This is a genomic window from Paenibacillus hunanensis, assembly GCF_014645615.1.
GTDB lineage: Bacteria > Bacillota > Bacilli > Paenibacillales > Paenibacillaceae > Saccharibacillus > Saccharibacillus hunanensis.
In genome coordinates this window covers 28562-45144 of sequence record NZ_BMMB01000004.1, presented here as the reverse complement: position 1 = coordinate 45144, position 16583 = coordinate 28562, and the positions used below count along the sequence as shown (strand labels likewise).

Genomic DNA, 16583 nt, shown 5'->3' with positions numbered 1-16583 from the left:
GTCTGCTATTCAGCAGCCTGTGTCTTATTATTCATCGCTTCATACAGTACAGAAAGATTACGCTCCAGATTGCTAATGAGCTGTTTCCCTACCGGCTCGGACACCAGACCGGCACGAATTGCAAAGTCAACTTCCTTAGAAAAACCATAAACCTGTGTATCCAGCACTTCTTCATAGAGCGGACAATAGCGTGTGTCCAAATTCTCCATCTGGATTTCAATCAATTTCTCAATTTTATCTGCATCTCCTTGCAGGAGATTTAATGCTTTTATATTCAACTGTTCTTGCAGATCAGATGAAGTCATGTTTTTCCCCCCTATGTTCGAGAACTCTCGGCCATTACTACTCCTAATATTAGACGAAATTGAAAGGCAATACAAGAACCTGCGGTCAAATCAGAGTGAATTATCTTATATTTAAAATAATAACTTGCTGTATGATTCCCATCCCTGTTCTTGCTTATATTCAAATTAAAAATGCTGTCCCTCCAAGGAAGGACAGCATTTTGCAATCAATCGTTATCAGCAAGCTTAACGTGCAGACCGTGCTTTTCGAAAACGGCAACAACCGCTTCCTTTGCTGCTTCTTCGTCCGGACCATGAACATGAAGCTCATACTGGTGATTCGTTACCAGCGTAGTGAACAACCCGAGAATACTTTTAACGTCGATGAATTTGGTTTCATATTGCAGTACGATGGACGATGTGAACTGACCTGCAGTTTGTGCGATTTCTACCACTGCTGCATTGTTCGTGTTGCTAGTTGCCATTGAAACCCCTCCTACCCTTCACTTTAGTGTTCATTAACACAGTTTTCCCTACCATCATAAATGAATACGCTTTCTTATGCAACTGCTTTCTTGCGCCTCGATATGAAAAAGAGGCTATAAGCGATAAGCCCCCCAAATACGGCGCCCTATCTATCTTATAACCCCTTTTGCTACTTTATTTAACCCTTTAATCGTATTATATTGCGAAGCTTCTTATTTCAGGTTTTCCGGGTTGAGCGGCTCCAGCTCAGGCAGTACAAAATGTCCATCCTTACGTATCAATACATCATCAAAATAAATTTCGCCGCCACCGTATTCTGGACGCTGAATGAACACCAGATCCCAGTGAATCGAGGAGCGGTTACCGTTATCAGTTTCTTCATACGCTTGTCCCGGTGTGAAATGGAAGCTACCTGCGATCTTCTCATCAAACAGGATATCCTTCATCGGATGCAAAATATGTGGGTTGAAGCCAATCGCAAATTCACCGATATAACGCGCACCCTCATCAGAATCGAGAATGTTGTTCAGCTTCTCAGTATCATTGCTAGTCGCTTCAACGATTTTACCATTTTCAAAGCGGAAGCTTACATTTTCAAAGCTTGTGCCATTGTATACGGTTGGTGTGTTGTACGTAATCGTACCGTTAACCGAGTCGCGTACTGGCGCGCTGAATACCTCGCCATCTGGAATATTGCGATGACCGGAGCATTTTTTCGCACCGATATCTTTAATGGAGAAGGACAGGTCGGTGTTTTGACCTACAAGGCGAACCTTGTCTGTGCGATCCATCAATGCTTTGAGTGCATCCTGAGCCTTATCCATTTTCGCATAATCCAGATTACATACGTTAAAGTAGAAGTCCTCAAATGCCTCGGTGCTCATGCCTGCCAGCTGTGCCATGCTTGCATTTGGATAACGAAGTACAACCCATTTCGTATGCTTCACACGCTGCTCGCTATGTACAACATGCTGATAGAAGCGGTTATACATTCTCTGCTTGTCATCCGGTACATCAGCCAGGTCGTTAATATTCTCGCCTGCACGAATACCGATGTAGCCCTGCATTTGCTTCATACGCTCCAGATCAAGCGCTGCCCATGTCTTCAGGCTCTCTTCCGTTGCATTCATCAGCATAGCGCGCTGTACTTTACGATCCGTCAATTGGACGAATACATTTCCTCCACGCGCTCCAACCTCATGGATGACAGCGTTCAGCAGATCACGCTCGGTTCCAATCATCTCAACTAGTACGTTTTCACCAGGTTGTACATCGATCGAATATTGTACCAGATTTCTGGCTAATGTTTTCACTCTTGGGTCCTGCATTTACATTCATCCTCTCCTGATTTTTGAACAACGGTTAATTATTCAACGATTAGTGTACCACGCTGGATACCAATTGTCTTTAATTCAAGCCATATTCTCTACAACTATTCTATTGTTAAACTATTGCTACATAGTTTAAAACCCGCCAGCATTCCAATAAATTGGATACACTGACGGGTATATCAAATACTTGTATGATAACGAATAACTCATGATAGCTCAGAATCGTATAGGGGTACTAACTTCATTATATTCTCAAGGACGCACGCTAGCATCCAAGCATACCTGATTTCGTCCACTATGCTTCGCTTGATACAATGCCCGATCCGCTCGGTAAAATAACGATTCCACACTCACGTCCTGATCCTTCCAGTTCCAATCGGCAATACCGCACGACACGGTGACCATCGGATCGGTTTCCTCGGATACGGCAATTCGTATCTCCTCCGCAATCGTCTGCGCACGGCTCTTATCTACCTGAGGGAAATAGACAGCCAGCTCTTCGCCTCCCCAGCGAGCAGCGATGTCTCCCTCGCGAATCAGACGCTGGATCACTTGGCTTACCTGCTTCAGCACCTCATCACCCACCTGATGACCATAGGTGTCGTTCACCGCTTTGAATTTATCGATATCAACCATTAGTAATGAGCCACTGTAGGTCGCATTTTGATAATTGTTGATCGATTCATCCAGATAGCGCCGCTGGTACAGACCGGTTAACGCATCCTTACTTGCCATTCGGCTCAGCTCTGCATGTAGACTGGCATTGGATACTGCTAATCCAATATGCGTCGTAATGACCTGTAGCAATTTGAAATTATCATATGAGAAATAATGACGATCCTTATGCCCAAGGAAAATAGCTCCGTTCACCTCGCCACCACTCATCATCGGCGAAGCAATCATAGAGCATGCGCCCGTTTCGCGCATAAAGATCGACTCTACACTTGGATTGCTGCAATAGTCAGACAGAATAATAGGCTCCTTATCCCGATAGAGGATACCGGTTAGCCCTTCTTCCTTGTCTACAGTCACGCCTACCAGCTGCTCTACATTTCCATCAATAACTTCAAATATACCCGTTTCCTGATCCAGATACATCGCCGCAACAAAGTCTGCTCCAAACACCTCAAGTAGCTCATCTGCTGCAAATTTGAAAATCTGTTGTAGATGTAGACTTTGATTCATTCGCTGTGAGATATCATTAATCAGGCGCAAATCTTCATTCATTAGCTTGGATTGCTCATAGAGCTTTGCATTTTCAAAAGTGCGACCCGCAGCATCTGCGATTACAACGAGCAATTCCAGGTCTTCTTCTTCCAGCGGTACCTCGGACAGCAGATGAAACACACCGTACACGCCCTGCTTGCCCATAAGCGGAATGGCTGTCTCCATCTGGTCTGAATGCCCTTCGGAGCGAGAATGCACCTCGATCGCCACTTCACCTGTCGTAAAGGAGCGAACACACATATCCTCCAGCGGATTTTGTAGCTGAAGCAGCTTAACCCGTGGAATGCTACTCTCATAATCCTGTGCTACCAGCAGTTCGAAACGTACCTGTGGGTACATTTGATCGACGATATCAAACATTTCATGAATCAGCGCATCGATCTCAAACTTATCATACATACGCTGGATGACCTGAAATAGCACGGAACGCCGCTGCGCTTCACGTTCCACCACGGTAGCCGAATAAAGCATATCTGCCACATACGTATATTCAAAGCGCTTATAAAATATCGCTTCATAATACTTGCTTAAAATTTCTAATTCAACCGGTAACAATGGATGCTCTGGCGCTACGATACAGGCAAGCAGAGCAAAGCATTGCTGAAGCTTACGTGTATAAAGAGGCACTGCCATCGCATATGCGGGTGTAATCGCGGCTGCTCCCGGTTCTATTCGCCCCTCAACCGCGCCATGCAAACGCAGTGCATCTCCTGCTAGAGCTTGCATCTGCTCACACAGATGATCATAGGACTGGTTTGGACGCACAAGCGGCTTGAGCTCATCATTGAACAAAAACCAGCTTGCTTTAGCGACTCTCTCCAGCGCGCGATTTTGCTGTAGCCAGTCAGACAGACTCTCCTCCAGCAGTGGTTCGATGTGCGGGAAATCGGAGGCTGTGATATCGACGTTTTGCAGCCAGAATGACTCGTCTGCCACAGGCACGACTGGATATGAGGTTTGTTGATCTTCAGTACGCCAGTTCTGTGCAGGCGAGTTCCACGAATTGTTTGACATAAAAGCCTCCCCAATTTCGACGCTGTATATTCCACAAAGCACGCTTCACAGCGGCTGTAATATATACAGTTACATACTTGTTGTGCTATTTTAACATGACGGTTTCTGTAAAAAGAAACAATATGATGAACAATGGAACCAGATGCTTATCTCCAACCTTGTCATTATTAATACTATACTGAAAACGTAAAGAAAGTTTCAGCATTTATGAAGCTAAGTCGTTGTATTATTTATATCGGTCAGTTCGAAAAAAATATCAATAATTATTTACGCGAAAATGATTGACTTTGCTATTTTTCATGCGATATAATTTATTCTTGATGAAGAATGGATAGATTCTGAATTTGGGCGTAACGTTGTTTCACCCTCGCGCTTTTTGTCGCTAATAGGACAGCGGCTGAACTCTCCTATCAGTAGTGCGGTTTTCTATCCGACCCACGACAGACAAAACGCGGCAACATGAATCAAAGACCCAAAGCCCCGATGTTAACCAACTATATTTATTTAAAAAGGAGCTTGCTATAAATGGCACGTTACACTGGTCCAAAATTTAAATTAAGCCGTCGCGTAGGTATTTCCCTGAGCGGCACTGGTAAAGAATTGAAACGCCCTTTCCCTCCGGGACAACATGGTGCTAACCAACGTAGAAAAATGAGCAACTATGGTATGCAGTTGCAAGAAAAACAAAAACTGCGTTTCATGTACGGTCTGGGTGAAAAACAATTCGCAACTCTGTTTGCAAAAGCACAAAAAATGTCCGGTATCGCTGGTGAGAACTTCATGTTCCTGCTGGAAAGCCGTCTGGACAACCTCGTTTACCGCGCTGGTTTCGCTAACAGCCGTCCAGGTGCACGTCAGCTGGTAGCTCACGGTCACGTGACAGTAAACGGTAAAAAAGTAGACATCGCTTCTTACTCCGTAAAACCAGGTGATGTTATTGGTCTGCGTGAAAGAAGTCGTGGTCTGAGCTCCGTTAAAGAAGCTCTGGAAAACCGCACTCATCTGGTAGCTTACGTTGAATTCAACGAAGCAGCAGTTGAAGCAAAATACATTCGTCTGCCTGAGCGCTCTGAGCTGACTCAAGACATCGACGAAAGACAAATCGTTGAGTGGTACAACCGTTAATCTTAACGAAAACGAAGCGCCGGATGATTCCGGCGCTTTTTTGTTGGTTTTTATTAAGGTTTTCAGTTTGTATAGAGTTAGTTTTGGAGTTGGATTAAAAGCAAAGCTATGGGTGTGAGAGTAATGTTTGGTGCTGGAGAGATGGCTCCACTTCGGGAAGGAATAAGGGGACGGACTCAGTGGAGCCGCGGGAATCTACCGATTAGGAGTGAATGTAGATTCCCGCCCCTCCAAAATCGTCCTTTCCCCTTATTTCCTTCCCTTCGTTCTGTGCGGATCGCAGACTGATTAATTCAAACCTCAAACCTCAAACCTCAAACCTCAAACCTCAAACCTCAAACCTCAAACCTCAAACCTCAAACCTCAAACCTCAAACCTCAAACCTCAAACCTCAAACCTCAAACCTCAAACCTCGGTAATTTTAAATGGGGGCTTGGATGGGGTCAATACGAATTTTCGATTAGATGTACCTTTTATCTTGGATCGCATACATATAAAAAAGCCTGAGTTGTATATCCATGCATAGGTAGGCTATATTACTCAGGCTATTGTTTGGTATAAATTTAGATATGTTGACTGTTAACAGTTCAATGAATTAGAGCTATGGACTCTACATCATTCGTTATTTTAAGTCTCTACTCTATCTAATGAGATACGAGGATCAACGTAGAGAAGATAGATACAATGAAGTTCAATATAAAATAGATCATTAATATAACGGAATATCGTGACTCAATATCATACCATAATATCCACTATCGTTCTTCCATCTATTGCAGGGTATAGATTAGCTTTCTGTAATTCGTCTATCTGAAAAGTGAAGTCGATAAGTCATTTACTTTAATGCGATCATTGGAACGTTATGCTCCGCGGCGAGTGTTTTTTGAATGCTCGTCGGGTTGTTGATCTGCTAATTGTTCGCCCTCTTCGTCAGCTGTAGCAATATCATTGGCAGTATCTTCAACCATATTACTTTCATGGGAAGCTGCTTCATCGGGTTGTACCGGGTCTATTGTCTCCGTGGTCTCTTCTTCTGTTATGAATTGAGACACGAGTTCGTTCAGCACGTCTGCTACCTGTTGCAGGGAGTGTGCGGAGGTTTCCAGGTTTTCTAGTGATTGGAGTTGGCCCTGGGAACGTCCTGTAGCTATGGATGCGCGCTGGGATGTATTTTTGGCGATATCAGCTAGATTGTCCAGCGATGCATTGATTTGCTCGGAGCCGGCGGACATTTCTTCGGATGCGGAGGAGACTTCTTGAATCTCTGCTGACATGCGTTCGATGCCTTGTTGGATTTGTTCGAATAGGCGGCTTGTTTCTTGGAGTGAAGTCATGCCTTTCGTTACGCGAATTGCTCCGTTGTCCATGCCAGCGAGTACGACGGCGGTTTCTTCTTGCATCGCTTTGATCTGTTCGGTGATCATACGTGTGGACTCTGCGACATGACCGGATAGATTACTAATTTCGGTTGCAACAACGCCAAAGCCACGTCCTGCTTCACCTGCGCGTGCAGCCTCGATCGATGCATTCAGCGCCAGCAAGGTGGTCTGTTTATTGATGCCGTGGATAATATCGATGATGCCATTGATCTGCAAGGCACGGTCATGCAGCATTTCTGCCATTTTGCCAGATTCGTCCATGACGAGCTTAGCGGAGTCCATTTGTTTTACCGCTTTGCGTAGCTGATCGCTACCCTCACGGGTCTGCTGTTCCATTTGTTGAGCGGCTTCAGCAACTTCCTGTACAGATTCGGCGATTCGCTGTACGCCTGTAGCCATCTCGCCCATTGCCACGGTGCTTTCAGCTGTCGCCTGAAGCTGCGTGCTGGAATCCAGCTCCACCTGCTGTAGCTCCTCGGCATTGTCGCGAGCAGCGGCTGCATTTTCAGCAGAGCGATGAGCGACTTGAGCGGATGTATCACGGATAGCATGGGATTGCTGGCTAAGTCTACGGACGATCTGTGCTGTTGCTTCTAAAATTCGGTTAAATTCGGTCGCCATCTGACCAAACTCATCTTTACGATTCACCTGTAAACGACCGGAGTAATCACCTTCTGCCATTCGGCGGCTCATTTGCATCATACCTCGAATTTGACGGATCATGCCCAGATTGTTCCACAGGATGGCTGCTGTCAGTAAAATAAGGCTGACGATACCAATAATGAGCAGGGTATTCAGCATTTCGCGTGCAGGGCGTTGAATCTCTGCTTCTGATAACAGCACTGCTGTTTTCCAGCCTGTATCGCCCAGAGTATCAAAATAAAGCGTATAGGCATTGCCATTCAGCGATACGGTCGTCTGACCTTTCGGTTGACCTTTGATCAACGCTAGCGCCTGCTTATTAATCCCCTCTGCTCCGCTAAAGGGCTGATCCGACTTCAACTCTGCTTGACTGCTTGCCAGAACTAATCCTGTACGATCCAGTAACAGAGCATGACCGACATCTCCGATATTCATATTACCCACATAATCCTGGATACTACTAATATTAAAATCAGCTGTCGCCACACCAATCGCCTGTCCATCACCATTCCGAATGGTTTTGCCAGCGGTGATCATGCGAACTTTACTTTTCGTATCCAGCACAGGCTCGGTGTAATAAATTTTATCAAAATTGCCTAATGTACCTGTATACCATGGCTGATTAAGATAATCATAGTCTGCTGCATCATATTGAAAAGTCGTGCTGATCCGATCTCCATCCCGGGAAGCATATACCGAATGATATGGCTTGCCGTCGGTGTACACATCAGACGCTAGATATATCCCGGTGCCATAGGTCATCGGGTTCAGCATCGTCCAGCGCTCGCTAAGCTGTGCATATTGATCCATATTCATCGATGGACCAATCTGTCCAACCGCGTCTGCGAGTGAAGTTGCGATAATCGAGTTACGCGACACCTGTTCATTAATATTGGAGGTTACGCCCGCTAGCGTACTGGTCGCGGTTCGTCCCATTTCTTCATTCAGCTTTTGCTTAGAAAATTGATAAGCGAGCAAGCTAATTAGCACGATGACAATAAACACGATTGGTAGCAATGTGCTTAATGTGCGCGCCTGAATACTTTTAAATTGCAATCTTTGCAGCATTGTTTTGTCTCCTCTGTTGTATGTAATGATGCGGTCTACACGCCACAATCTATATATATCGGTCAAAACACCTATCTTTTTAGCTTTTTATAAGCAAACGTTCAGATAAAGCCTGCCCATATTTGTTTCATTATGCTTGTATGAAGGGTAAACGCGCCTTGATCGTAAGTTAAAAGTCGTCCAAGCACAGTAAAAAAAGATAGGATGAATGTTCACATTTAATGGCTATAATGAGCATTGATGATACAACTAACTCACTTCTAAACTACTTATGAATTATTTATAAATTACTTCTGAATTAGCTTTAATGCAATGCAACAGCCATTCAACAGCCGTTCCCGATCACCTCTAATTTAGCTCCAATACGTAGCAAAAAACCTCCGCCTAGCATGACGAAGGTTTTGCTGCTTATCTATGATTTGAACGATCCTTTACTTTACAACATCCAATTCCCTATCAAAGCTCTCAGGCTAGCTACACGATCATCTGGAATCGTAGTGAGGCTTTAACGTACCCCTCGTTCCCTTGTGTCAGACTAAAGTTCTCATACGAGCGATTCCCCACGATTGTATCGGACTTTTGCATAAGACTTTATTGGCATCTAAAAGCTTTATTGACAAATGAAAAGGGATCTACTCACGGATGCGGAACTTGCCGATTACCTCGTTAAGCTTCACTGTCACTTCCTGTAGCGAATCGGTAGAGGTATTCAGATTGTCCAGCGAATGAAGCTGATTACGTGAGCGCTCCAGCGCTTCGATCGAATAACCGGAAGAGGCACGGGCGATATTAGCAAGCTGTGTGAGTGAAGCGCTGATCTGCTCGGAGCCTGCTGACATTTCTTCGGATGCAGACGATACTTCCTGCACCTCATCTGCCACTCGTGCAATATCGTCGCGAATCAGGGTGAAGCGCTCCTTAATCTCATCCAGTAGCTGCAAGCCCTGTCCTACCTGTAAGCTACCCTCCTGCATGCCCTGCAAGGCGACACGTGTCTCGTCTTGCATCTCGCCAATTTGAGTGGTGATGCGATTCGCAGAAGTACCTACACTTTCCGCTAGCTTGCCAATCTCAGCAGCTACTACAGCAAAGCCTCGTCCATGCTCTCCTGCACGTGCAGCTTCAATCGAGGCATTAAGGGCAAGCAGCTTCGTCTGGCCACTAATTTCATGGATAAAATGAATTACCTCGCCAATCTGCTCCGAACGTTCATTCAAGGAACGAATGACGTCACCAACACTATCCAATGCTCCTTTGGCTACATGAATCTGACGATTCACATCACCGATTCGTTCGTTACCCTGTTTCGTTTTGGCATCAATCCCATGCGTTGCTTCCGATACCTGCTGCACCGATTCGGCAATGCGCTGGATACCGATCGCCATTTCCTCCATCGCGGTTGTGCTTTCCGAAGTGGACACGAGCTGTACCTCTGCTCCCTGACGCAGCTGCTCCATCTGCTCCACATTAAAACGTGCTTCATCAGCTGCCTGCTGCATACCACTTGACAGACGATCCGCAGAATCATGAATGACATTTGCTTCTTCACGTAGCGTTCCTACAATGCCCGATGTGCCTTCCATAATACGATTGAACTCCTCTGACATCTGCCCAAATTCATCCCGGCGTGTGCTATGCAAATGCTGTGAATAATCACCCTGTGCCATATGTCCGCTCAGCTCACGAATCGAGCGAATCTCGCGAATCAGATCGCGATTGTTCCACCAGAGTGAAGCGAGAATAATGAGCAATCCAATCGCACCCACTATACTGAGCAGCATGAGCAAATTGTTCATCGGGCGCTCTACTTCTGCTGCTGGAAGCAATACAGCGATCTTCCAGCCGGTCTGCTGAATCGTGCCGTATACAACTTTGTAGCGCTCCGCAGCATTTAATGTGCCTTCGCCGGAGCTATTTTTGAGCATGTCTGCTGATAGGCTTGCTCCTAAAACAGCAGTTGCTTGATCTCCTTGCTTGGTAAGCTTATTTCCGCTTGCCAGTACCACACCATTTTTATCAAACAGGACAGCACTACCATTATTGCCTACGTTTAGCTTGCGAACCGTGTTCTCAATATTGCTCAAATCCAGATCCGCCGTAGCTACACCGGCAATTTGACCACCATTAGCCTGGTAGAAGGCTTGTCCAGCAGTAATTAATGTTAAATTCAATGTCTTGTCATAATAAGGCTCGGTATAGATGACTTTGCCATTAGCGGCTGTGCTATCGGTATACCAGGCTTGCCCTAAATAATTGTATGTCGGATCATCGTAGGTTTCTGTTGTTTTAATCTGATCACCTTCGCGATATGCATAGATTGAGCGATATTTTACACCCTGTGCAAAAGCTCCATCTGCGAAAAAGACGCCCGTTCCATAGGTGAAGGGTGCAGCTTTCAGATTACGAGTACCGATTTGACCATAGCTTTCAATTGATGTATTGCCTTGCAACGTCTCTGCTGCACTTGTCATTGCAGATACAAAGGCAGCATGATTCATCAGTTGAGCGTCAATATCATTGGTAATCAGTTGAAGCGATTTGATGCTACTTCCATCGATCTGCTCACTCAATGCACTACGTGAGAACAAATACGATACGAGACTGATTAAAATCAAAGTAATGAGCACGATGGGTATGAGTGTAGCGATAGTTCTCGTCTTAATACTGCGGAATCGATATCTCAACATATGTTCTCCTCCTAATATAAGAGCTTTCTTCTCTATACCGTACATATCGACAAGCTCACATCAAATGATTAACTAAATAACTTCATTTATTCGACAAAAAAAGCGCCCCCTAATATGAAGGCGCTTTTTCAGATCAATCTTCTATTATTCGTGGTGACATCAGGAAAATTTTAGCTTCGCAAACTTACGTTTGCCGACCTGTACGATATCGCCGTCTTTTGGCTCAATGCTTGCATTCACATCATCCAGCTTCTGCTCGTTTACTTTGAGAGCTCCCTGCTGAATGCTACGTCTTGCTTCACTTTTCGATGCAGCAAAGCCCAGCAGACTTACGAGATCAATCACACCGATTGTACCATTCTCCAGATGTGCTGGCTCAATAACAAACTCTTGAATATCATCTGGTAATGCGCGCTGCTGGAAGACCGTAACAAAATGGTTTTTCGCCGCTTCAGCCGCTTCCACACCGTGGTACATGCGTACAAATGTGTACGCCAGATTCATTTTCGCATCACGTGGATGAACGCTTCCGTTTTCAAGACCTTGCTTGAGTGTCGCCAGATCATCGTTATTGATGTCAGTTGCCAGCTCATAGTATTTCGCCATCAGCTCATCGGGGATGCTCATCGCTTTACCGTAGATTTCATTTGGCTGCTCATCGATACCGATGTAGTTACCGAGACTCTTACTCATTTTTTGCACGCCGTCCAGACCTTCGATTAGTGGCAGCATGATCGCTACCTGCTGCTCCTTACCGTATTCCTTTTGCAGTGTACGACCCATCAGCAGGTTGAACTTCTGGTCTGTACCGCCTAGCTCGATATCACTTTCCAGTGCAACCGAGTCCATCCCCTGCATCAGTGGGTAGAAAAATTCATGGATACTGATCGGCAATCCACCCTGGAAGCGCTTGGTGAAATCGTCGCGCTCCATCATACGAGCTACCGTTACTTTGGCTGCGAGATTTACCACATCTGCAAAGTTCATCGGGCTTAGCCATTCGGAATTAAAGTATACAGTCGTTTTCTCTGGATCGAGAATTTTACCGATTTGCTTCTGGTACGTCTCCGCATTATGCTTCACCTGTTCCTCGGTCAGCTGCTTACGCGTTTCGGATTTGCCTGTTGGGTCACCGATTCGTCCAGTGAAGTCACCGATAATCAGTTGAACGACATGACCGAGCTCCTGGAACTGGCGCAGCTTTTGCAGTACCACTGTATGACCAACGTGAATATCCGGCGCGGATGGATCCAGACCCAGCTTGACTGTTAATGGTTTACCCGTTAGAAGTGATTTGATAATTTTGTTACGAAGTTCATCCTCGGGTACGATTTCCACCGTACCACGTTTAATTACGCTAAGCTGACGTTCAACCTCAGCTTGCTGCTGTGGTGATAATTCTTCCCATTTTGCCATGAATAAATCCCTCTTTTCATTATGTTAACAATCATTCACAAATGACGCAGGTTAAGCACGGATGACAGACCGATAGATGTCATTTCCTCAGGGGCAGCACATACAAAAAAGACCTGCCGCCCCGACAAGGGACGAGCAGATCTCGCGTTACCACCCTAATTGGAATTGCCGTCTAGCTTGTAGCATGATGATCACTCTCGAATCGGACAGCTATACCTTGGCATACAAGGCGCTCCCATACGAGTGAAGAATCATCAGCCAGCTTGTACAGGCTTATTCCCACTTCATTAACATAACGGAATGGATATTCCGGTCGATCAGTGCTGCGAAGTATCGATCCAATGTTACAATCGACTCCCCTACGCATGCCGCTGTTCGACAGCTCAGGACGTGTAATTCGAAGGAAGTCTCTACCGGTTTGCACCAACCACCGGCTCTCTGACAAGAGTGCTCTCCGCTTCTACTGGGCGTCTTTCCACGCTTTTCACCTATGAAATTGCTACTCGACTTAAATATACCTACCTTTATAACATGATTGCTCCCAACAAGTCAATGCGAGTATGTTCAGACTTTTGAACTATTCACGAAGTATCCTACATAAGAAACTGATTGCTGGCTAGTATTTTATGCTATAATAGTGGCTGGTAAAAGGGGGAAAACTAATGGCTGAAAAGAAGGACAATCGTCCATCTAAAAAACCTGCCAACTCTTCCCGCGGCCGTACTTGGGGGCGTAGAATCTGGCTCACCTTGAAGTGGACTGTGATTTTCTGCGTTACGGTTGCATTATTTGGTGGGGGAATTATGCTGGGCTACGTTTCTTCGATTGTTAAGGACGAGCCAGTACGTTCGCGTGAGGAGATTGTTAAGGCTATTAATGAGAATGCTGTAACTGGCTTTGCTTATTTTAGCGATGGCTCTCCAATTGGACAGCTACGAACGGAAGAAGACAGACGCCTGGTAACGTTTGATCAAATTCCGAAATCCGTTATCAATGCGATTATATCCATAGAAGATAACCGTTTTTATGAACATATGGGTGTGGATATGAATGGTACACTTCGTGCCGTCAAGCAAAAGGTACTGAACGAATCTGTGCAAACAGGCGGCAGTACACTCACCCAGCAGCTCGCAAGACGGGTGTTCCTGAGTGCGGATAAAACGGCAGATCGCAAAATTAAAGAAATGCTGCTATCGATGCGAATCGAGCGCTTTTTGACCAAAGACGAAATTTTAACGGCCTATCTGAATAAAATGCCGTTTGGTAAAGGCTCGAATGGCTACAATATTTTCGGAATTAAGGCAGCTGCCAAGGGTATTTTTGGTGTGAATGACCTGGAGAAGCTTAATATTGCAGAGGCTGCCTATATAGCAGGTCTTCCGCAATTGCCGAGCGCTTATTCTGCGTTCAGCAGTGGTGGTAAATTTAACGAAGCCGGCTTCAACCGTGCCGTTCAGCGTCAACAGCTGGTACTCAAGCGCATGAAGGAGCTCGGTAAAATCACGAATAGCGAGTATAGCGAGGCGCTTGCCTTTGATATTAAAGGTGCACTAGCGAAGTCCACCTCCAAGGCATACTCTACCTATCCGTATCTGATGATGGAGATTGAGCGTCAGGGTGCGCTGCTGATCATGAAGCAGGAAAATCCAAAAACCGATCTCTCCAAGCTCTCTACAGAAGAGTACAACCAGTTATTTGAAGAATCGCGTCAAAAGCTACTGACCGGTGGGTATCGTGTATATACGACCATTAATAAAACGGTTTACAATACGATGCACGAAGTAGCGGAAGACAGCAGCAACTTCTCCCCGGATAGCAAAACCAAGGGAAAAGAACAAACGGCTGCCATGATGATCAATCACAAAACAGGTGCCATTCTCGGCATGATCGAAGGACGCAGCTTCCAGGAAGAGCAGATGAACTATGCGACGCAAATGACGCGTCAGCCGGGTTCAGCGATGAAGCCGATCGCAGCGTATTTACCAGCTCTTGATAGTGGTGCTGTACAACCGGCAAGCATTCTGGATGATGCACCGATCGTTCTGAAGGATGGTAGCAAGGGCTTCCACATTCCGGGTAATGCGAATGGTCGTTATCAGGGACTTGTTACTGCACGTACGGCCCTGAATGAATCGTTGAACCTTCCAGCATTGAAAGTGTTCCTCGATAAGGTCGGTATCGACAAGGCATGGGCTTTTGCTAAAAAGCTCGGTATCACAACGATTCAGGATGCCGATTATTCCGCACAGACCGGTGTTCTGGGTGGTCTGAAATACGGCGTAACGGTTGAAGAGCTGACGAATGCATACGGCTCCATTCCGAATCAGGGTGTCTTCAATGATGCGTATATGATCAAGCAAATGGATGATCCTTATGGCAAAACCGTTTACAAGCATGAGGCTAATCCACAGCGTGTCTATTCCAAGCAAACGGCGTATTTGATGACAGACATGCTGCGCACCGTAGTGTCCGGCTCCGATGGTACGGCACGCTCTCTGCAAAGTCTATTTAACAAATACGGCAAAATTCCGATTGCTGGTAAAACAGGCACGACGCAAAACTATGCGGATGTCTGGTTTATGGGCTTCACGCCAGATGTGACGCTTGGCGTATGGGCAGGTTATCGAGAGCCAGTGAATACACTGTCTAACGATGGTAAAAAACGTGCTCGAACGATCTGGGCAACGATTATGAATAAGGTTACCGATCGTGATCCAGAGCTATTCCAAACGGATTCGTTTAGCAAACCAGATGGTATTGTTACGCAAACCGTATCCGGCTTTAGCGGTAAGCTACCAACGAGCGCTACACGCGCATCCGGTAAGCTGGTCACTGATATTTTCAATTCCAAATATGTACCGAAGGACTTCGATGATGGCGTATCGTATGCAAAATACATTACGTATAACGGAGTCAACTATATTCCGCAGGATAGCACACCGGACGATATGGTTAGCCAGCGTACGGTCGTGAAGCGTGAAATGCCGATCTCGCAATTGATCAAGGATCTGCAAAGCGCTCTATCCAAAATGAGAGGCAATCGCTACTCGCTCAGTCACTATCTGCCCGAGGATGCTGGCGCTGACGCACCGACTCAGGTCGATCCACGTCGTGATGATGGTAGTGCGCCAAGCTCACCAAGCAATGTACGCATCTCGGTCAATGGTACAAGTGCAAGCATTACCTTTAACGGTAGCGGCTCTGGAGATGTAGTCGGTTATCGTCTGTATCGCTCTAATGGCGACGGCTCTTATCAATATCAAAAATCCGGCAAGCTGGGTACAGGAAGCTTCAGCTCTACAGTAGCCGGTAATGGCAATACTGCCTTCTACGTTACCGCAGTCGATGTGGGCGGACATGAATCTGCACCTAGTGGTTCGGTTAGCTACAGTCCAATTCCAACGCCACCACCGCCAGTAGATGGCGAGGGTGTTCCTGGTGGTAGTGAAATGGGAACGGGATCGGATAACGGAACAGACCCTGCTGGTGCTACGGCTCCAGCGGCGCCTACCTCCGTTAGTGCGCAAAGCAACGGTTCCGGTGTAGTCGATGTAAGCTGGGCCTCCTCAGCAGAGCCTACGACCGCGTATAAGGTGTATTTTAGCCAGAACAATGGCGGGCCATTCAGTCTGGTCGGAACGGTACGGGATACCGCATTCCAGTACAATGCAGGCTCCGCTAATGGCGGCTGGTTCTACGTTGTCGCTGTAAATGGCGATCAATCGTCTGCTCCATCTGCGCCTGCACAGGCAAGATAATGATGTGTTGATTGTAGCTTGAATACGATGTAGTACACATAAAAAGCGCCCTTCATGTTATACATGAAAGGCGCTTTTTATATACAATGGAATCCAACTATGGAATTGAACGATACCTCATTATTCTTGAAGTATGATCTTTCTGATAAACAAATATAGCCTGCTT

At 45.9% G+C, this 16583-nt stretch carries 9 protein-coding genes; 2 read left to right on the top strand and 7 right to left on the bottom strand.

Annotated elements, in window-relative coordinates; all coding sequences use genetic code 11:
* Positions 1-5: 5 nt before the first annotated feature.
* The 4 genes from IEX62_RS08865 to IEX62_RS08850 form a co-directional block, all read right to left on the bottom strand.
* The gene (locus tag IEX62_RS08865) at positions 6-305 is read right to left on the bottom strand and encodes an Fpa/YlaN family protein (protein WP_188775111.1); all 300 of its coding nucleotides are present in this window, start codon (positions 303-305) and stop codon (positions 6-8) included.
* Positions 306-511: 206 nt separating this feature from the next.
* Entirely contained in the window at positions 512-769 is a 258-nt protein-coding gene (locus IEX62_RS08860; RefSeq protein ID WP_188775110.1) for an HPr family phosphocarrier protein, read from the bottom strand.
* Positions 770-982: 213 nt separating this feature from the next.
* Complete coding sequence (locus IEX62_RS08855; protein WP_188775109.1) at positions 983-2098, bottom strand: aminopeptidase; 1116 nt, start codon at positions 2096-2098, stop codon at positions 983-985.
* A gap of 255 nt (positions 2099-2353) precedes the next feature.
* Positions 2354-4342, bottom strand: coding sequence for a sensor domain-containing diguanylate cyclase (locus tag IEX62_RS08850; protein WP_188775108.1), 1989 nt, complete (start codon positions 4340-4342; stop codon positions 2354-2356).
* 525 nt (positions 4343-4867) lie between these two features.
* On the opposite strand from IEX62_RS08850, the gene rpsD reads away from it, so the two are divergent.
* On the top strand, positions 4868-5467 hold the full coding sequence (gene rpsD, locus IEX62_RS08845) for a 30S ribosomal protein S4 (protein WP_188775107.1): 600 nt from the start codon (positions 4868-4870) through the stop codon (positions 5465-5467).
* A gap of 860 nt (positions 5468-6327) precedes the next feature.
* Here the strand turns inward: rpsD and IEX62_RS08840 are convergent.
* The 3 genes from IEX62_RS08840 to tyrS all read right to left on the bottom strand — a co-directional run bounded on the left by IEX62_RS08840 (position 6328) and on the right by tyrS (position 12659).
* On the bottom strand, positions 6328-8556 hold the full coding sequence (locus tag IEX62_RS08840; protein WP_188775106.1) for a methyl-accepting chemotaxis protein: 2229 nt from the start codon (positions 8554-8556) through the stop codon (positions 6328-6330).
* A 632-nt stretch (positions 8557-9188) separates the two neighbouring features.
* Entirely contained in the window at positions 9189-11243 is a 2055-nt protein-coding gene (locus IEX62_RS08835) for a methyl-accepting chemotaxis protein (protein ID WP_188775105.1), read from the bottom strand.
* 159 nt (positions 11244-11402) lie between these two features.
* Positions 11403-12659 carry a tyrosine--tRNA ligase gene (gene tyrS / locus IEX62_RS08830; protein WP_188775104.1) on the bottom strand — a complete coding sequence of 419 codons (1257 nt, stop codon included), beginning with the start codon at positions 12657-12659 and terminating at the stop codon, positions 11403-11405.
* Positions 12660-13321: 662 nt separating this feature from the next.
* On the opposite strand from tyrS, the gene IEX62_RS08825 reads away from it, so the two are divergent.
* A complete protein-coding gene (locus IEX62_RS08825; RefSeq protein ID WP_188775103.1) occupies positions 13322-16417 on the top strand; it encodes a transglycosylase domain-containing protein in 3096 nt (1031 codons plus the stop codon).
* Positions 16418-16583: the final 166 nt, after the last annotated feature.